The sequence below is a fragment of the Faecalibacterium sp. IP-3-29 genome (genome assembly GCF_023347335.1).
GTDB lineage: Bacteria > Bacillota > Clostridia > Oscillospirales > Ruminococcaceae > Faecalibacterium > Faecalibacterium duncaniae.
On record NZ_CP094471.1, the window covers coordinates 2,363,221 to 2,382,343 of the forward strand.

The window sequence follows — 19,123 nt, forward strand, 5'->3', positions numbered from 1 at the left end:
ATTCAAACAACCTTATGGAGGGAACGATTATGAAAATCGGTTTTATTGGTCTGGGCATCATGGGCAAGCCCATGGCAAAGAATCTGCTGAAGGCAGGCTACACCGACCTGCTGGTGAACAACCGCAGTCAGGCTCCGGTGCAGGAGCTGGAGGCCGCCGGTGCAAAGGGCGCCACCCAGCAGGAGATCGGAGAGCAGTGTGATGTGGTCATCACCATGCTGCCTAACTCTCCGCAGGTCAAGGAAGTGATGCTGGGCGCAAACGGCGTGGCTTCCCACATGAAGCCCGGTGCAGTCTTTATCGACTGCTCTTCCATCAACCCGGTTGCTTCCAAAGAAATCTATGCCGAGCTGCAGAAGAAGGGCGTGGAGATGCTGGATGCTCCCGTCTCTGGCGGCGAGCCCAAGGCGATCGACGGAACCCTGAGCTTTATGGTAGGCGGCAAGCAGGAGATCTTTGACACCTACAAGCCGGTGCTGGACGCCATGGGCGCTTCCACCGTCCGCTGCGGCGAGGTAGGCGCAGGCAACACCACCAAGCTGGCAAACCAGATCATCGTGGCATGCAACATTCAGGCTCTTGCCGAGGCTCTGACTCTGGCACAGAAGGCAGGCGTGGATCCCGAGCTGGTGTTCCAGGCAATCAAGGGCGGTCTTGCCGGCTCTACCGTCATGAACGCAAAGGCTCCCATGATGATCGCAGGCAACGACAAGCCCGGCTTCAAGATCGACCTGCACATCAAGGACCTGAACAACGTTCTGGACTGCGCACACGCTGTGGGCGCTCCCGTGCCCATGACTGCCGAGGTGCAGGAGATCATGCAGTGGCTCCACAACCACGAGGGCGGTCAGAAGGACCACAGCGCCATTGCCCAGTACTACGAGTACCTGACCGGCATCCAGATCGGTCGCTGAGGATAAAGGAGCACAGATGATGAACACGGAATTTATGAAGGGCGTTGTGGTGCCCATCCTCACGGTCATTGACGGTGAGGAGAAGATCGACGAAGCGGGAATGCGGGATCAGGTGGAGTACGTCATCCAGGGCGGCGTCTCCGGCATCCTTGCCTTTGGCTCCAACGGCGAATTCTACATGGTGGAAGAGGACGAGATGGAGCGTGGTCTGAAGATCATGGTCGATCAGTCCGCAGGTCGTGTGCCGGTGTACTTTGGCATCGGTGCCATCAGCACCAAAAAGTGCTGCCGTCTGGCACAGATGGCGGTCAAGAACGGCGCAGCTGCCGTCAGCGTGTTGCAGCCCATGTTCCTGAAGCCCACCTACGCCGAGCTGTATAATCACTTTAAGACCATTGCAGAAAGTGTTCCCGAAACGCCGGTTTTGTTGTATAATAATCCCGGGCGGGTGGGCTACACCCTCAGCGCACAGCTGGTGGAAGAGCTGGCACACACCGTGCCCAACATCGTGGGCATGAAGGATACCAGCGGCGACATCACCCAGACTTCCGAGTTCATCCGCCGCACCCGGGACGTGGAGTTCAAGGTCTTTGGCGGCAAGGATACCCTGCTGTACGCCAGCCTGTGCCACGGTGCTGTGGGCGGCGTGTGCACCGCAGCAAACTTTATGCCGGAGCTCATCACCGATGTGTACAATAAGTACGCCGCCGGTGATCTGGCAGGCAGTCTGGAGGCACAGTTCAAGCTGAACCCGGTGCGCCTGTCCATGGACGCTGCCAGCTTCCCCGTTGCCGCCAAGGATATGGCAAATCTCCGGGGACGCAAGGTAGGCGTGCCCTACCTGCCCACCCTGCCCACCCCGGAAGGGGCGGCAAAGCAGGGCTTTGTAAAGACTATGACCGAAGCCGGTCTGCTGTAAACCTGTGTAAAAGGAGGCTGCCCCATGAATCAGGCACTGCGTAAGGACGCCCAACAGATCCTTGCATCCAGCCTGCAGGCGGTGCTGCCGGACGAAGCGGTCCAGCGTGCCCTGCGGGACTTTGAACCCCACGGAGGTCGTGTTCTGCTGGTGGCTGCCGGTAAGGCAGCGTGGCAGATGGCGGCGGCTGCGGTGCGGACGCTGGGCAGGGTGGACGGCGGCGTGGTGGTGACCAAATACCACCACGTGAAGGGGGACATCCCCGGGGTGGTCTGCTGCGAAGGCGGACACCCGGTGCCGGACGAAGGCAGCTTTGCCGCCACCCAGAAAGCACTGGAGCTGGTGCAGGACCTGACCGCTGCAGACGATGTGCTGTTCCTGCTGTCCGGCGGCGGCAGCGCCCTGTTTGAAAAGCCTCTGGTCCCCGGGGCAGAGCTGCAGGACATCACCGGGCAGCTGTTGGGGTGCGGGGCGGACATCGTGGAGATGAACACCATCCGCAAGCGTCTGTCTGCCGTCAAGGGCGGGCGGTTTGCCCGGCTGTGCGCTCCGGCACAGGTCTACAGCATCGTGCTCAGCGATATTCTGGGAGACCCGCTGGATATGATCGCCAGCGGTCCCGCCTGCCCGGACAGCAGCACCTGTGCCGATGCCCTGGCGATCGCAGAAAAATATCAGCTGAAGCTTTCCCCGGAGGCACGGGCACTGCTGGAGCAGGAGACCCCCAAGACGCTGGACAACGTCACCACCCGCATCACCGGCAGCGTCCGGGAGCTGTGCGCTGCCGCTGCAAAGGAGTGCAGCGCTCTGGGCTATGAGCCGGTCATGCTCACGGACCAGCTCTGCTGCGAGGCACGGGAGGCAGGCAGCTTTCTGGCAAGCATCCTGAAAAGCCATGCAGGGCAGGGCAGGAAACTTGCCTTTCTTGCAGGCGGTGAAACGGTGGTCCACCTGACCGGTAAGGGTCTGGGCGGACGGAATCAGGAGCTGGCTCTTGCCGCTGCCCCCGGCATTGCCGGGCTGGATGCAGCGGTGTTCTCCGTAGGCAGCGATGGCACCGATGGTCCCACCGATGCAGCCGGCGGCTATGTGGACGGAGAGTCCGCCGCCGCTCTTGCTGCAAAGGGGCTGGATGTGTTCGAGGTGCTGCAGAGCAACGATGCCTACCATGCACTGAAAGCAGTGGATGGTCTGCTGGTGACCGGACCTACCGGAACCAACGTGAACGATGTGGCAGTGGCACTGCTGCACGGCTGACAGGAAAAAGGAGGAACATCCCATGATCCAATTTGGTCTGCGTCTTCACGATGCGGAGAAGCTGCCCATGGAGCAGCTGCTTCCGCTGGTAAAGGAAAAGGGGTTTACCTGCGCACACCTTGCCCTCAGCAAGGCAATGAAGGAGTATCCCTGCGGTCCCAGCGCCCTGACCCCGGGCTACGCACTGTATCTGCGCCATCTGTTTGAGAAAAACGGCATTGACGTGGCGGTGCTGGGCAACTATCTGAACCTTGCACATCCGAACCCTGATGCGGTAAAGGATATGCAGGAAAAGTACTACGCCCATATCCGGTTTGCTAGCCTGCTGGGTTGCGGTATGGTGGGCACCGAGACCGGTGCGCCTAATCCGGAGTACAAGTTCTGCCCCGAGTGCCGCAGTGACAAGGCTCTGATCACTTTTATCAAAAATCTGAAGCCGGTGGTACGCTGCGCCGAGCAATACGGAGTGACAGTAGCGATCGAGCCGGTGGCACGGCACATCGTTTACGATGCAAAGCGTGCCCGGCTGGTGCTGGATGAGATCGGCAGCCACAACCTGCAGATCCTTCTGGACCCCGTCAACATGCTGAGCATGGACAACGTGGACCGCCGGGAAGAGGTCTTTGCCGAGGCGATTGAGCTGCTGGGCAAGGACGTGGCAATGATCCACTTTAAGGATTTTCTCCGTCATGACGCCGACGGTCAGCTGAAGGCGTGCGGCGCAGGGCAGGGCGAGATGGAGGATTACTCCACCATCCTGCGTTTCGCAAAGCAGGAAAAGCCCTTCGTCTTTGCTACGCTGGAAAATACCACCCCGGAAAATGCCGTGGCGTGCCGTGAGTTCCTGCAGAAACAGTACGACAACTGCTGAAGAAGGATATGACCGGAGGGGGCTGTTGCACAAGCTCCAACAAAAAGACCAGAGTTATTTAGCCGAAAGGCTTTACAACTCTGGTCTTTTGCTTTGGGTAGCTTGAGCGAGCGACAACCACCAGCTCCGCTGGTGGAGCAAAAATGCTTTAGCTACAAGATTCGAGCAAAGCGAGATGACAAGAAAATCATCGTCTTAGAAGATGCACTTTATGACACTGAACGAGATGCAGGAACTGGTTCGGGCACAGAAAAATATAGAACGTTTTTTTGCAGAGGAAAAGGACACCACCGAGAAAAAACAGATCCGTTAAACAAATGACGCCGAGGATTCTTCCCGTTTTGGGAGGCATCCTCGGCGGATTTTTTAGTTTATGTAGCAGTTTTGTGGAGCAATGCGCCTGTTACCCGTATATTTTCCCTACGATCCTTCCTCGTGCTGCAGCAGGCAGGAGCTTACACAAAAGGCTCAGGAATTTATACTGTGCACCAGCAACATAAACGACTGCCGGGTTCTTTTTCTCCACAATACCGGCGATGTACCGCCCAATGCGTGCTGGGTCCATGCCGTTTTGCTCGTCATGCTCCATCTGACTGACACTCCGGGAGATACGCCCGCCGTATTCATCATCGCCGAGAATGCTTTTCTGGCGTGCCTTTGTGAATCCGGTGCAGATATCGCCCAGTTCTACGACGGTAACGTGGATGCCGTAGGGTTTGACTTCATTTGCCAGTGCATAAGAGTAAGAAGAAACGGCGGCTTTGCTTGCAGAGTAGAAGGTCTGAAACGGAATGTGTGCTACGGCAGCAACAGAGCTGATGTTCACAATATGCCCCTTCCCCTGATGGCGCAGGAAGGGGAGAACTGCTTTATTTACAGTGACTGTCCCGAAAAAGTTTACATCAAACTGCGCTTTGGCTTGTTCCATGGACGTAAACTCCACCGCACCGGAAATGCCAAAGCCTGCACAGTTGATCACTGCATCAATTTTGGTCTCTTTTTGGATGACCTGCTGCACAGCGGCGTTGACCGCATCTTCATCGGTCACATCGACAGACAGATGGGTGACACCCTCCATAGGGATATTCCTGCGGCTGAACTCATAGACGATGCAGCCATTCTCTTTCAGAGCGGATGCCGTGCACCGTCCGATGCCGGAGCTTCCTCCGGTAACAATGACGACCTTGTTGTTTTCTCCTGCCATGACTTTCCTCCTGAAAATGTTGAGCTGATTCGAGTATACCGCATCGCAAGACGACTGTCTATATTGATTCTCGCTGGGAAAGTCTTTTGTCGGTATAGACGGAACAGGTCGTTATGGAAGAAGAGAAGGCAGAAAAATGAAAACAGGAACCAGCTGGCGTAGTGTGATCTACGCTGGCTCCTTTGTTGTAGCGAACCACCGAGGAAATCTCTCGTTTGGGAAGGTATCCTCGACGGCTTTTTTAGTTTATGTAGCAGCGATCCTGCTTTACAAGCCAATCTTCACACAACCGCTGGGCTTCTTCCTTTGTGCAGCAGGTGCAGTTGAAAAGTCTGCCACGGAAAGAGCAGTAAGTGTAGTGTACTCTCGAGACTCCATTGACATCTCGAAAATTAACGCAGCGTTCCTCACCGGGCAGCAGATAGATCGTATCCACGTTCAGCAGCTCCTTTTGCCTTCGTTCATGTGCCAAGAGGCACAACGTTTGCTATTGCACCATGTACCGTCCCAAAAGACCATTGCTTTTTTGACCAAAGATACGCACAAAAATTTTTCGTTCCAAAAGTGTCCAACTGGCGTTGAGTAAACACTATTGGATTGTGTATAACAAAAATTGCGACAGGTATGCTATTGGTGTGCAACAAACACAATTAGAATGTGAGGTCGCTATGAATACGCTTTTGGGTCAACGAATACGAGAGCAGCGCAAGGAAAAAGGCTGGACGATTGAACAGTTTGCAGAACGGGTCGATTTGTCAGCAAATTATGTTGGAGATTTAGAGCGCGGAGTAAAAATCCCCAAACTGGAAACCTTTATCCGAATCGTAGAGGTGTTGGACGTATCTGCTGATGTGCTGATCCGGGATTCCGTTCCATCCGCATCCCATGTGGCAGATGACGAACTGAGCAGAAAGCTGAGCCAGCTCACACCGGGGCAGAAGAAAGCTGCCATTGACATTCTGAATGCATACACCGACAACATTCCCTATATTACAAAATAACACCTATGTCAAAGAACGCCAGCAACCGTGCTGACGCTCTTTCTTTTTGCCCTCAAATAGTCTATAATCAACACTATAAGCGTGCACATAACGCTAATAGCGAGTATTTGAGGTGAACGACATGACAATCCTACCCAATATCGAAGAAGCAATGGAAGATACCCGGAATGGAAAGCTGAGTCCGTATTGGCAGAACAATCTCAAACGTGAATGCCTGCATAGGAAGTTATCGGCTGAAGAACAGCAGGCGCTTTCGGAACTGAATCGCATTTTGTCCGAGACTCCGCAATGGAGCGGCGAAGAAGAACTGTGTATCGAAATGGAGAACATCGGTGGCCGGGTTTGCTTCTGTCACTTTTGGGATGAGCACTACTCCATGGTGCAGTTGACGGAAGACCGCAACGGAAAATACTCCACAGCCTACGTTCTGGATGCAGAAACCACCCCGGATGTGCGTAAGGTGGCGGCATTACAGGCACAGAAAGAACTTGCGGACTGTATGCAGGTGTGGGGCGTTTCGCTTCTGAATGCGCCTGTTCCTGAACAGATGAAGTACGATTCTCTTGCAGAAGCCGCTTCTTACCTCATGCAAGTTTTGAACGACCCAGAGCACATCACCGGGTAAAAAGCGTCCCGAAGGGATGCGCAGCCTGCATTGGGAAATGCAGATCAAAAGGGCTTGGGGCATTCCCCAACAAGCGTTTTGCAACGCAAAATAAGCAGATGTATATACGTCTGCACTGCTTGCCACAACAATGCGTCCTTTTTGTCCGCAATTTGTAATTTTCAGATTGGAGAAAAACGCCATGGCAAAGACGAAGGCTGAAGAAAAAGCTCTCAACCTTGATTAGATTTTGTTTAACTGCCGGGATTATCTGCGCGCTGCGCGCAACTCCGGCTCGTTCTTTGAAAAGCGTGATAGCAGCTTCTGTGAGCCGCCCAGCACATCCAGCCCACGGTCATCGTACAAATGGTAGAGGAACGGCCCCGGCCCAGCCAGATAGACGCTGGACACAAAGCCGTTCCAGCCGCCGATGTCCCCCAGAATGATTTCCCGAAGAAGCAGCTCTGGTTGAAAGCTGATCTTGCTGAGATCCCAGTAAAACTGCACTTGTGCATGGGTATCCCCATCTTCATCCTGCTCTGTGGCCGAAAGTTGTTCATCGGGAACTGGGAGGCCCACTCGCTGCCGGATAACGGTCAGCAGGGACTCGGCGGGTTCTTCATCGGGATACCCGTCGATCCGCAGAAGGTCCGGCACCGCCGGAAGTGCCCGATAGATCGCGGCGGCTCGGTCCAGCGCCCCCTGAACATAAGCGGGGTTGGTTTTCAGCTTCGCCGCACGCCTATCCAGATAGATTGGTTCCTCCCCGCCGATCTTAAAACGAATGCCCACCGGTGCATGGTAGAACAGAGGGTGTTCCAGCCCAGCCATGCCCAGATCATGTAAAATGTGTTCAAACCGCTTTGCCAGCATGGTATCCCTCCGTTCTCATGTCATTTCATACAGCAGAGCAGCATCGCCCTGCACCAGTTCCAGATGGGAGCGCAGCGTATTAAGCCCGCTTTGCACCGCCTCGGTGGGCAGATCCCAGTCCGGGGCAATTTCAGCGGCCAGCTCCGGGAGATCCTGCTCCCGCAGAGCTGCCAGCAGTTGAGACGCCAGCTCTCCCTCCAGCAGAGCGCAGTCCAGGGTGTCTTCCGTCTGGGGAGCAGGAAAACGGACATCCAGATCCAGTTCGCTCTCACACCAGTCCCAGATGGCCATATAGACCGCGCCGGAGCAGTCACCGTCGGACAACTCCTGCCGCTGGTTATTTTTTATCAGATAAAAGGACGCGATCTGTGACATGGTGGTTCCTCCTAAATGTTATTCGCTTCCATCAGCCCTTCGGCCTGCAACCGGATCACATAGAAAGCCCGCACCCAGTCCAGTTCCTGCTCCATGGAGTCCTCCAAAGCCAGCAGGCGGCGCTTGCCAAGCCTGCGATCCAGAAGGGCAAAGATACGGACAAGGGGATTCTCGCTGACAAGGCTTTTCTCGATGCTCTGGTTGTCAAAGATCCCAAACGCCTCATAGAACACCTTTTGGTCAAAGGTGCCCTGCTCCAGCGCATAGGCATGAGCCTGATTGATGGCCTCTTTTGCGGAGTCGTGATCTTTCAGCGTGGTGGAGCGCAAGTGATGAAATTTCGTCCACACATTTTCAAAATAGGTGTAGTAGTTGCTCCGCAGCACTTCCACGCCGTCCACACGAATGGCGGCCCGGCCCTCATGGTCGGCGCTTTTGCTGTAACTGGTGGCAAAATACTGGATGTGGCCCCGGAGTGCCGGGCACAGGTAGTCATTCTCCAATTTGTTCCGGATTCCACTCCAAGTGGATACTCTACTGTTTGACATAGGTGTTGTTTCCTTTCTGCTGATTCCTACTGCTTTTGGAGATACTCCCGGAAGCATTCGATGAACTCCCGATTCCGCTTAGGGACATCGAACCCCTTCCGATGGGGGAAGAACCCCTCCTGTTCCACATCGTCCAGCAGCTTGGGCAGATTGGAAAACCGGGCAAAGAATGGTAGTGCATAGTCCTGGATCTGCCCGGAAATTTCCTGGATAGAGCGTTCCCGCTCCAGCAGAGTAGATACCTCATAGCGGGGGAAGTCATCATACCGGTGGGTCAGCCGGGCGATGGAGGTACCCACGATACCATCATAGGTTTCCTCCGTCCCTTCCTGCTCACTGCGCCACTGGGCAATCACCGGGGAACTCACATCGAAGAAGGCAGTAAAAGTGGTGGAGCCAAAGCGGATGGAGGGGGAAAAGTAAAAGGAGAACACAAAGATGCCGTCTTTTTTGTAGATGTCATTTTTGCTCTTGCGGTATTTGTAGCCCAGCGGGTTCAAAGGCTCCGCGATCCGCTCACAGGTATAGACGAAGATCTCACGGGGCTTGGTTCCCTTGGGAAAATCCTTCTTCTCCATGTTGCCACCTCAATCAAAATCCATCCAGACCAGGTGTTTTCCGCAGTGGAGGCACTGGAACAGATAGCATTGCAGATGCCCGCCATTGACGGATTCCCGGATCATTCCCTTCTGCTCCTCGTCCCACATGGGGTCGTCCAGCACCTCCTCCAGCACACCCAGTGCCCGCAGTTCTCTGGCGCCCACATAGCCCCAAAAGGCGCAGTAATCGCCACAGTGGGCCCGCCAGTATTCCTGCTGCCAGCCGGAGTAGCCGGGAGTACGGTGGATCAGCTCGTCCAGCTTCTCCGGATCGTCTACGCCATCGTCCACAGAGAAATCATCTTGAAAGCTGCCGTCATATTTCCGGGCCGCCTCGCCGCTGGCGATACACGCCGGGCACAGATATGCAATATCCTCCACGGAAAAGAACGGATTGGTATAGAAAATATGGGTCGTCTTGCCACAGCAGTCGCAGACAACGCCGTCTGCGGATTCCTCAAAAGCCCCAGTTTCCAGAGGATTGGGGTGATACCGGAAGGCGGGCAGGCCCAGCTGGGCCTGCCGCTCCTTCTCTTTCTGCTTCTCCTCCGGCGTTTTGGGCCTGGGGAGGGCATAATGATTGCCCCAGTTTTCCGCATAGTCCTTCAAGATGCCCAGCCGCTTGAGGGTCTTCTTGTCGGAACGATTTCCGATTTGGCAGAGCAGTTCGTAGGCATCCTTCTTGAAGTCCAGCAGATCATACACATCCACCAGCACTTCCTTGGCCTGCTTGTCTTCCGACAGCTCCAGTTTCTCCTTGAAGGTATAGAGAGCACGGACACTGTCCGGATCTCCTTCTGTCTCCCGAAACTGCTTTTGGAGTTCAATATATTGCTTCAGGTATTCGTTCATGGTCACAATCTCCCATCAATCCCACCAGAAATACCAGACGGTGGACTGCCACAGGACATCTGCCAAGGAGCCAATGCTTCCATCCTCATTCTGATCCAGATCTGGGCAGAAACCATATTGCTCCACAGCCACCTCCATAGCTCTTTCCTTGGAGATCGGAGTTGGAAGTTCAAACTCCAATTCATCGTGGCTCATGGCGGCAGGGATGGCACCATGTTGCTCGAACCAGTATTTCGCCACTGCCATCAGGTCCGGTGTGTCGGGACACTCATTCCAATTTCCAAAGGGCAGGTAGGCGAAGATCTCCCAGGGGTTCTTTACCGGAATTTTAGCCAGAATGAGCGGATATGTCATTCCGGTATCATCGTTCCAATAGTTTGCGAAGCGGTCGTTGGGTTCTCCGCCCTCCATCTCGCCCAGGACTTCCTCCTCCCAGTCCAGATCATCGTCCTCGGCTTCTTCCTTGCGCTGGCCGGTCAATTCCTCCAAAATCGCCTTTCCGTCCTTAACAGGAGCGGAGAGCATCTTCTTCCGGTACTCCTCTACCGTTTTGAGGTCAAATTTATAGCAGTCCGCATCATGCTCCGGGTCGGCGTTCATTACCAGACATTCCAACAGCGTTTCATCATCCGCCTGGATAAGTACGGGAACAAAGCCCTCCCGTACCCCCAGCCGCTGGGCGTAGCTGTATGCCGACATGATGGGGTCATCATCTGCCATGGATGGGAAATAGGTACACTCGCAGTCCAGATACTCCATGATGGCATGAGCCACTTCGGAAGGCTCCAGCGTGTCCTCGTCGAAGTCCTGTCCCTGCCAGTTTTCAAAGCGTTCCTCAATCACTTGAGCCATGGTCTGATAGTATTTCTCATCAAATGGGATGAATAAGTATGCCTCCTGTTGAAATTCATTGGAGTGGTATCGGGACGGACCAAAATATTTCAGGGCATAGTCATCAATGTCGGCAGGATAGTAGGGGCTGTCGCCCTCTCCGTAGTAATAGCCTGCAAAGGCACGGCCTTGCTGATTGAACAGCACAGAGAACAGACAGCCGTCCAGCTCATCCCGGATAAACTCCCTCAGATCCACATTGGCAGGATCAGCTTTGACCTGTTTGGTCACTTCGCTGTATTCTTTCAAGAAGTCCTCGCCCATCAGGTCGTGCTCCATACACCAGCGCAGGTAGATGGCCATGTGGTTATAAGCATTGATGGGGTCAATAGGCAGTTCCTTCTCCTCAATGCTCTCAAGGTGATAGGAAGCGTCGTCCATCTCACCGTCAAAATTATCATTGGAAAGGGTGCCACGGGTGATCGCATTCTGGCGAGTGGGGTTTACAACAAAACTGATCCCCCTCATCTTGTTCAGCAGAGCGTCTACATCATGTTCCAGTTTATAGTCCAACTCGTCCTCATAAAGCGGAATGACCTGATAGAAGTTGACCTCCTCGCCGCCCGGCAGGGTGCAGACCTCGCCGCCCTCCTCTGTACTTTGGGGGCCGGTGAGAATGGCGGCACACAGCTTCGTATTTTCCGCAAAGTTCTCCTTGTTATCCATGGTATGTCCAAAGCCCAGCCATGTATCGCTGGCAATGGGAAGGCGGGCCAAGGATTTCAGCAGGCGGATGGGCCAGTACCACTTTTCGTCTTTCATGGACTCCTGATCCAGCTTCCAGTCCGCAGGCAGGGCAATGGCCAGCTCCGCCCGCTCCAGCTTATATTCCGCCAGTTCCTCCGGCACATTCATCCGGTGAGCGCCCATGCCCATGGTGACCAGGGTGCAGTAGTCCCGCTCCTCAGAGGGCGGCACCACGCAGATGTCCACATGGATGTCGGGAGAAACCAGCTCATGGAACACATTCTCGAACTTGCCGAAATACTGCTCAATGTGCCCCTCGACGGCTTCCATCTCCTCCTCGGTGTAGACTTCGGGATTACTGAATTCTTCCTCATCCTGCGTGTCATCATTGTCTGAGTGGTCGCAGCTGTCATCCTCCGGATCTCCCTTTATAGGCTCGTAACCGATCTTCAGGGTCATCTGTTCCTCCGGCAGGGAGACGCCGGGGCTGCGGGTGATGGTGTGCTTATCGTCCGCAGAAAAACCGATGGTCTCGCCGTCTTGCAGCGTCACATCACACGCCAGCACATAGGAGGCAAGGCTTGCCAAAAAGTCCCGTAGTTCCTCCGGCTCAGCGTCGGTGTTCAACACCTCCATTTCCTCCTTGCCAAACACATCCATGCCGTAGGTGTAGCCGTTTAGGCCCCCCTCGCTCCGGTACAGGCCGAACCAAACCCAGTTGAAGATGGGCAGTTCGTCCTTTTTGAGCATATCGGTAAGGCCCTCATAGAAACGAGGCTCAAATACCACGCCGCTGGTGTAGACACCGGTGGCGTATTTCTGCTTGCAGCACACTGCCATCGCCTTGGTGAACAGCTTACCTCGTTCCAGCAGTTTTTCCTCCTCGCCCAACACAGCCACCATGATATGGGCCTTGTGCGCTTTGGCCACCTCTACGGCCTCTGGCCACATATAGTTGTTTTCGGCGTTGATCTCCGCTTCATTGTCCGGGATGTGACCGTGGAAGAGTGTCACGATCAGCATCATGCCGCCGACCCGCATTACCACAGCGTCATCGCTGTTCTCATCATCTTCGTCGCCCTCATCCGGCTCCTCATCTACGATGCCCCATTCTTCCCGTAGATTCCGGATCAACTGCTCCTTGTCCCATTCCGCTTTGGAGAGGAGCACAGACCCGGCAAAGGAGCCCTTACGGTCAGTTTTCTCCTCGTCGGCGTCATCCTCAAGATCCTCTACATCTTCATCCGGATCATAGAGGGATTCATGCTCCAGTCCGCGGACAAATTCCTCAAAGCTGTCTGCCAGATGGGTAATCTTGTAGTCGTTTTCCTGATCCACATGGACTACCGCAGGCTCTCCCTGGGGACCGCAAGCACGGTAGTCCAGGAAGATCATATCGTGTCCGGCGCTGGGACAGTCGCAGATGGCCACTCCGATGGCAGGATACTCCCACTCATCGATCATAAACTGGCTGCCCAGCTCTCCACAGAGGGAGCAGCTCTTTTCTCGTCCGATGCCGAAAATGCCGGTGATGGCCACATGATCATCTGACCAACAGGTAGGCTCATCGCAGGGATAGCAGGTGTTCACCGGAATGCCGCCGTTGTGCTGCTTCATCAGCCAGATGTAGGCAGCGGGCAGCTTATAGCCCAGTTCCTCCTCCACGCTGGCGATCAGCTCATCGGAAGGCGGATCGCTGACATACTCTTTCAGCGCATACATACTGTCGTCCCAGAAGTTGGTGAGGTCGAAGCCCTCGAAGGGGGTATCACCGGGCACGAATTTGGCCTTCTTCCGGCTGCGCTGGCGTTTCCGGATCTCCGCCTTACACTCCTGAATCACCGCCGAGGCATTTTCGTCCTCTGGGTCCAGTTCTGCCCACCGCTGGGCGTAGGGAATGGCCTTTTCCTCCTGACCATAGAGATACTGATAGCCGTAGGCCATCCGCATATTCCACTCCGCCTTGTCCTGGCCTTCCTCCCGGACGGACTCCAGCACCTCAATGGCCCTCAGAAGGGCTTTGTCTCCCTTGGATTTCAAAGTACCTTCGTCATGGTCCCCGATGATGGCGTAGTTCTCCAGTGCACGGGCCAGGGCGTAGGCGGTGCGGTAGTTCCTCCAGTTCTCCGGGATGGCATTCAGTGCCTGGATACAGCGGGTGTACTCATCCTCGTCGTTCCACTGCTCCAGCTGCTGGAAGAAGGATTCGGCGTTCTGTTGGGTGTAAGGAATATAGTCCATGCCCGTCAGCGTTTCGTCCAACTCGTCATCCTGATTCTCAGTTTCTGTCCCATCATCTTGTTGCTTTAGGGGTACAGAACCGGCTTCACGGCGGAAGGTGTGGAAGATGGCCCATGGGATATCCGTGCCTTCAAAGAACTCTTTCGCCATGTTCAGCGCCTCTCGGATGTCCCAGGCGATGAAGTCCACATAGCCACAGTAGAGGCCGGTGGCCCCGCCGATGAGGGCGAGCATCTCCGATCCGTCCACGGTGGTGAACAATTCCTCCAGCTTGTCCCGGAAGTCGAAAATCTTTTCCGATCCTTCCTCCTCCCGCAAGGTATCCAGGGGATAGCAGAAAAAGCCCGCTACCGCTCCGTCGGCATGGAGATCGTCCATAAAGTCGTTGTCGGCATTCAGATAGCCGTTGATGAGCGGCACACAGCAGGTGGAACCGGCCATTACATCCAGCCGCCAATCGGCGTCGGGATCTTCATTGGGTTCCATTTTGTAGCCAAGATAGCTCTCCAGATAGGCATTTGGATCAGTGGAGAGTTCCAGGCCCTGCTCCCGCAGTTTGTCGGGCAGCTGGGACAGGAGGAAGGACGGCTCTGCCTTGGGTTCCTCCAGCACATCAAAGCTGTCTATGTATCTCATGTGGGGGATCTCGCCCAGCACTTGGTCGGTAAGGGTAGTGAGCATCCACCAGGCCCGGCCTTCCTCCTCACGGAGCATAGGCAGCAGCTTTTCGCAGTAGGCGGAGATGGCGAAGCTGTTTTCACCCTGCTCCTCCAGCCAGATCTGCACATCCTCCCCAGAGATGTCCCAGCCATCGTCGGTGCGCAGTCCGATGTTTTGGAGGGGCTGACGGCCCACAAGGATGTTCCACTGCTCCAGCACCTCCTTGGGGGCGTGCTTCTGGAAGTAGACCAGCTCAAACAGCTTGACCTTGTCGCCCTCCGGGGTGAGGATCAGCTCGTACTTCTCGCCGTTGAAACCCATCTCGAAGGAGATTTCATCAAAAACCAGATTCAGGGTTTCCTGCATTTGGGACACGAGTTCTGCGCCGCGGGTGTGATCTTTGTCCTCATCCATCATCTGGCGCAATTCTGATTCCATCTCGGCAAAGGTTTCCCACCAGTCCTCTGTCCTTTCCCGGAAGCACTCCGAGAACTGCGGCAGAGAAATGCCTTTCTTGCACCAGTCGATCAAATCCTCAATGTCTTGTTGGGTGTTGAGTTTTGGATCATCACCGGGATGCAGTTCCAGGGCTTTTTCAAAATATCGCAGGGCGCGGCCCTCCTGATCCAGATAATAATAGGCATACCCCATGCGGAAATTCCAGGAATAAGTATCTCCCAGTTCCTCCTCGTGGGACTGCATCAGTTCCAGCGCCCGGTGAAGCAGCTTCTTTCCCTCCGGCTCGCTGGGGTCCGCCAGATTGTTGTAGGCTCGCGCCAGCTCCATATCCATTTCCGGGGTACGCTCCTCGGCAGAGATTGCCTCCAGTGCGTCAACGATTTTCTGGTGTTTGTCCTCCTCATGCCACTTCTGGCACTGCTTCAAAATATCCATATCCGGGTCCTCCTCGTCCTCATCTGGTTTCCAGTCTTTGATCTGCTGGAACACGCCATTTTCATCCCGCTCAAAGGCGCAGGGAGCGGGGGTGTTCAGCAAAGGGATGATGTCGGGATCGTCATTGCAGATCGTGTTCAGCTTGTAGATCCCGGCGTTGTTAGGGTCGTCCATGTACTCGTCGCTCTCATCACCGGCGGTAAAGCGCCAGCCGCTGTCCCAGCCGCCGTCCGGCTCCTCCCTGTAGCAGTAGCCCACCTTGCGGCCCTCTACTGTGATGCGGTTGGTGGCGATGCAGCCATCGGCACCCTTCCAGTCAGGGAGCAGAGATTTCACATCCTCCGCTTTCACATGGTAGTCCCGGTTGCGGCCAGCGGCCTCGTACAGTTCCTTCCGCAGCGCCTCCACATCCCGAGCCATCTCCTGGATCTCCTCGTTGTCCATCATCTCACTGAGGTCATATTCCAGCGGATTCTGGGCAAAATCCGCCAGGGACTTGTTCATGGCGTCGTGTTCCTCTGGCGTGGCGGTGATGCGAATGCGGCGGGCAGGGGTGTTGTACTCGTCCAGATCCTGAAGGTTTACACTGCCGCTGACGCTGCACTCCAGCAGGATGGCGGCCAGATCAGTGACCACATCAATGGCGAAGTGGAAGTCCATCTCCACGCCATCGGAGTGTGTAAACTCCAGATACTCCACGGTCTGGCGGAAGTCCCAGTTTTGTTTGTCCAGCCCAATCTTGGCAAATATCTCGCTGAGGGGGATCTCCTCTTTCTTCTGGTCTTCCAAAAATGCCACAAGGTTCAGACTGTCATCGGAACCGCCAATAAAGTTGCCCCAGTATTTTTTGATATACATTTGTCGTGCCTCCTGTTCTGAATCCAGTCGATCAATGAGCTGATTCAAGTGTTCCAACCACGCAGGAGCGATCTCACCGCTGTCCTCGTTCTTCCAAAGATCCACAATCTCACGGATGCCGTCCTCGTCCGGCACCTCGTTTTTGATGTCGGTGAGCTGCCGCAGCAGGAAAGCAAGGGCTTCTTTGGATGCTGTGAAACCGGTGACTTTATCCCATATAGCTTCTTCATGATCGTAGTCCAGTTTGCTGTTATCCTTCCATTGGAAATACAGCTCCGCCAGAGCCATCGCAGTATTGTCAAAGAGGAAGTCGATTTGTGAGAAGTCAGATCCCAGCATGACTTCCTCTTTCATCAGTTCGATCATCTCGCCCAGATCCATTACCGGATGCTCCGGTACATATTCATTTTTGAGGATGTCCAGTACATCCAGCCCTTCGTCACGCTCTAATGCTTTTATGCCCCATGCTCCCATGTCGGCACCTCTCTTTCTTTATTTCGTATCAAGCTTCTATTGTCAATCATGGTTCTCCACCCGGATAATGGGCCGGTAGAAGTCATAATCTCCGTTTAGTTCCTTGTCCTCCTGCACTTCCGGCTTACAGTGGGGCGAACAGGGTAGGAAACCGAGAAATGGGCCCAGCCCGCCGCAGATATTGCACCCGCCGTCACCGCCGCAGGTGGTAAGTCTATCAGCCTGCACCACTTCCCGCATATAGGGATCGTAGGCGATGGACAGGCCGAAGAAGTTGGGTTCCTCCATATCATAGGGTCGGTTCTCATCCTCATCCATGTCCTCAAACCAGCGCAGACGCATGGAGTAGTCTAACCCATCTCCCCATGGGAACAGGGTCCGACATCCGCCGCCGCACAGGTAGGCCCACTCGTCCGCTGTGGGCAGCGAAAGTCCCTGCTTTTCCAGCCCGGCAAGAAGCGCATCGTAGTCTGTGCAGTGATAAATCCAGGTCTGAAATCCATCTTCTGTCCGTTCTATGCGGGCCGACTGATGCAAGGTAAGACTGCTGCTGTCACTCCAAGCAAAATCACGGAATTCCTTCAGCCAGTCAGGGTGGGCAGTCAGCCTGGGATCGTCCATCTTGACCGGCTCCCAGCACAGTTCCTCCAGCTCCCGGCCCACCAGCATGGGGCCAATGACCGCCTGCCGAACGGGAGCCATGCTTTCCCGGATCATCTCCTCCGGGTTCTGCGGTTCCATTTCCCATTCCCGGAACAGATACTCCAATTCCTCCCGGCTCTCCTGATTCAATCCCACGGCAAACTGCTCCCAGCCCAGGGTGACGGTATCGCCGGGGACAAAGACGAACTCCCGACCATCTTTCTTGAAGATGCCGGTGGTGCAGCTCTGGCCCCAGCGGTCAAAAGTATGTAGATCAAGAAAGGTCATATTATAACGAGCAGCCAGGCTTTCCATCAGTGTCTGCTTCTCGGTGGTGTCCATTTGATTGAATTGGGGACGGGACAGTTTTTCGTTCATAGTAAGTTCTCCTACAGCCTATCCAGGTTTTCCTGTAAATCGCCCTGCATCAAGTGCTGGGCAATGGCTTGGTTCAGTGGCTTATGGGGGTGATAGGCTGCCTGCTCTACATCGTGCAGGCACTCCTCCATCAATGCCTCCGGAGAAATGCCTTCCCGTTTGCCATAAAGATGGCCGAAGGCATAGCACACGGACTTGAGAAAGTCGAAAATATAGTCGTGATTTCCACGCATACTGGGCAGGTCGTTGAACGAGCCCATACCTCCGTATGCCCGAAGATGGTGGGCAACCTCCCGCCGCTGGTTCCAGTCCTGAATGTCCCGCTCCAACCAGTCGATCCAGTTTTGGAACTCTGGATGGTCTGCCAGAAGGATGGAGCGCAGACAGGTCAGAGCCTCGGTATAAATATCAGACTGTTTCATTGGCCATCGCTCCCCCAAATACCTCCATAGAGCACACCATCTTTTCCAAGGAACAACATCCGGCTGCGAAGCAGGCTGCACTGCTCCACAGCGACCTTGTTTCCGTCACAGGTGGGAATAGCCTCCTGTTTTTTCCCAAGGTGATCACCATGAGCGGTAAGGAAGTAGAATTTATCCCGTTGCTGGTATCCGCCTTGAAACAGGAAGGTATTGCCGGACGGGGCAACAGAAAAAACTCCGCTTCCTTCGATTGGCAGTTCAAATACAAAGTCCTCTTTGAAGTTCGTCCGCACCAGCCGGAATTCATCGTAATAATAAAACCACAGGTTTTCTTCTTCGTCCAGGCTGATGGCGTAGCAGTCATAGATGGAATAGTTCTCATTCTTCCAGAGAGGAGTTCCCTCCGATGTCCATGCAATCAGGCCGCAAGCACCCAGAGGTTCATCCCAACCGTAATTACCAAATACACCTTCGTCAAAGTAGCTGGTAATGATGGTGCCATCTTTTTTTACCACACAGTCTTGAATGCCATCCCCCAGGCAGAAACGGGACAGCACAGCTCCGTCCCGGCTGACGATCCAGGCGTTCTGGTCGGGGCCGTTTTCCCGATAGGCGCATCTTGCCCCCAGCAGGAGGAAGTGATCACCTGCGGGCCGCAAATAATGAAACTGGAACTTCAAGAGGCCAAGAGGAAACAGCGTCGTTTCCAGCACCCGCTGTTCCGCCCAATCCAGCTGGATTTCCACTGCGGTATAGGTGGAAGGAGTGCTGAGCCAGTCCTTACCCTGTGTTTCGGACGGCTGTTCCATGAGAAGATAGACTTTTCCATCCCTTGCCGTGAAAAAGTCTGTCACTTCTGTGCCCTCCAGATGTTTTTCCCGGCGCAGCTGGTCCAGGTCAATGATGGAGAACAACGGCAGATTTTTGGCTTTTATAGGTTTGTTCATAGTGTCTCCTCC

At 54.8% G+C, this 19,123-nt stretch carries 17 protein-coding genes; 7 read left to right on the top strand and 10 right to left on the bottom strand.

Annotated elements, in window-relative coordinates:
- Positions 1-29: 29 nt before the first annotated feature.
- From garR to MTP40_RS11250, 4 genes are read left to right on the top strand one after another with little or no spacing between them, the layout of a single operon-like run.
- Positions 30-914 (top strand): 2-hydroxy-3-oxopropionate reductase, encoded by an 885-nt coding sequence (garR, locus tag MTP40_RS11235; RefSeq protein ID WP_097777495.1) that lies wholly within the window; start codon positions 30-32, stop codon positions 912-914.
- 16 nt (positions 915-930) lie between these two features.
- Positions 931-1,833 carry a dihydrodipicolinate synthase family protein gene (locus tag MTP40_RS11240; RefSeq protein WP_371292644.1) on the top strand — a complete coding sequence of 301 codons (903 nt, stop codon included), beginning with the start codon at positions 931-933 and terminating at the stop codon, positions 1,831-1,833.
- 24 nt (positions 1,834-1,857) lie between these two features.
- Entirely contained in the window at positions 1,858-3,090 is a 1,233-nt protein-coding gene (locus tag MTP40_RS11245; protein ID WP_097777493.1) for a glycerate kinase type-2 family protein, read from the top strand.
- A gap of 22 nt (positions 3,091-3,112) precedes the next feature.
- The gene (locus tag MTP40_RS11250; protein ID WP_097777492.1) at positions 3,113-3,961 is read left to right on the top strand and encodes a sugar phosphate isomerase/epimerase family protein; all 849 of its coding nucleotides are present in this window, start codon (positions 3,113-3,115) and stop codon (positions 3,959-3,961) included.
- 403 nt (positions 3,962-4,364) lie between these two features.
- On the opposite strand, the gene MTP40_RS11255 is transcribed toward MTP40_RS11250, so the two are convergent.
- Complete coding sequence (locus MTP40_RS11255; RefSeq protein ID WP_097777491.1) at positions 4,365-5,165, bottom strand: SDR family oxidoreductase; 801 nt, start codon at positions 5,163-5,165, stop codon at positions 4,365-4,367.
- A 136-nt stretch (positions 5,166-5,301) separates the two neighbouring features.
- Between MTP40_RS11255 and MTP40_RS14535 the strand changes: the two genes are divergently transcribed.
- The 3 genes from MTP40_RS14535 (at position 5,302) to MTP40_RS11270 (ending at position 6,791) form a co-directional block, all read left to right on the top strand.
- The gene (locus tag MTP40_RS14535; protein ID WP_442900430.1) at positions 5,302-5,751 is read left to right on the top strand and encodes a hypothetical protein; all 450 of its coding nucleotides are present in this window, start codon (positions 5,302-5,304) and stop codon (positions 5,749-5,751) included.
- An 82-nt stretch (positions 5,752-5,833) separates the two neighbouring features.
- Positions 5,834-6,166, top strand: a complete 333-nt coding sequence (locus MTP40_RS11265; protein WP_005921759.1) for a helix-turn-helix domain-containing protein — start codon at positions 5,834-5,836, stop codon at positions 6,164-6,166.
- 112 nt (positions 6,167-6,278) lie between these two features.
- Positions 6,279-6,791, top strand: coding sequence for a hypothetical protein (locus MTP40_RS11270; protein ID WP_143405500.1), 513 nt, complete (start codon positions 6,279-6,281; stop codon positions 6,789-6,791).
- 246 nt (positions 6,792-7,037) lie between these two features.
- On the opposite strand, the gene MTP40_RS11275 is transcribed toward MTP40_RS11270, so the two are convergent.
- From MTP40_RS11275 to MTP40_RS11315, 9 genes are all read right to left on the bottom strand, one after another.
- Positions 7,038-7,643 carry a DUF3885 domain-containing protein gene (locus MTP40_RS11275; protein WP_015565836.1) on the bottom strand — a complete coding sequence of 202 codons (606 nt, stop codon included), beginning with the start codon at positions 7,641-7,643 and terminating at the stop codon, positions 7,038-7,040.
- 15 nt (positions 7,644-7,658) lie between these two features.
- On the bottom strand, positions 7,659-8,018 hold the full coding sequence (locus tag MTP40_RS11280) for a hypothetical protein (RefSeq protein WP_006059613.1): 360 nt from the start codon (positions 8,016-8,018) through the stop codon (positions 7,659-7,661).
- An 11-nt stretch (positions 8,019-8,029) separates the two neighbouring features.
- Complete coding sequence (locus MTP40_RS11285) at positions 8,030-8,566, bottom strand: SF0329 family protein (RefSeq protein ID WP_006059612.1); 537 nt, start codon at positions 8,564-8,566, stop codon at positions 8,030-8,032.
- Between the two features lie 26 nt (positions 8,567-8,592).
- Positions 8,593-9,144: a DUF4304 domain-containing protein gene (locus MTP40_RS11290; RefSeq protein WP_006059611.1), complete on the bottom strand. Its 552-nt coding sequence runs from the start codon at positions 9,142-9,144 to the stop codon at positions 8,593-8,595.
- A 9-nt stretch (positions 9,145-9,153) separates the two neighbouring features.
- Positions 9,154-10,017, bottom strand: coding sequence for a CbrC family protein (locus MTP40_RS11295; RefSeq protein ID WP_249259391.1), 864 nt, complete (start codon positions 10,015-10,017; stop codon positions 9,154-9,156).
- A gap of 15 nt (positions 10,018-10,032) precedes the next feature.
- Positions 10,033-16,248: an immunity protein Imm33 domain-containing protein gene (locus MTP40_RS11300; protein ID WP_442900451.1), complete on the bottom strand. Its 6,216-nt coding sequence runs from the start codon at positions 16,246-16,248 to the stop codon at positions 10,033-10,035.
- A gap of 516 nt (positions 16,249-16,764) precedes the next feature.
- Positions 16,765-17,742, bottom strand: a complete 978-nt coding sequence (locus tag MTP40_RS11305; protein ID WP_249259393.1) for a hypothetical protein — start codon at positions 17,740-17,742, stop codon at positions 16,765-16,767.
- Between the two features lie 11 nt (positions 17,743-17,753).
- Positions 17,754-18,164 (bottom strand): DUF6966 domain-containing protein, encoded by a 411-nt coding sequence (locus tag MTP40_RS11310; RefSeq protein WP_097775145.1) that lies wholly within the window; start codon positions 18,162-18,164, stop codon positions 17,754-17,756.
- On the bottom strand, positions 18,161-19,111 hold the full coding sequence (locus MTP40_RS11315; RefSeq protein ID WP_249259394.1) for a hypothetical protein: 951 nt from the start codon (positions 19,109-19,111) through the stop codon (positions 18,161-18,163). The genes MTP40_RS11310 and MTP40_RS11315 overlap by 4 nt, the downstream gene beginning before the upstream one ends.
- Positions 19,112-19,123: the final 12 nt, after the last annotated feature.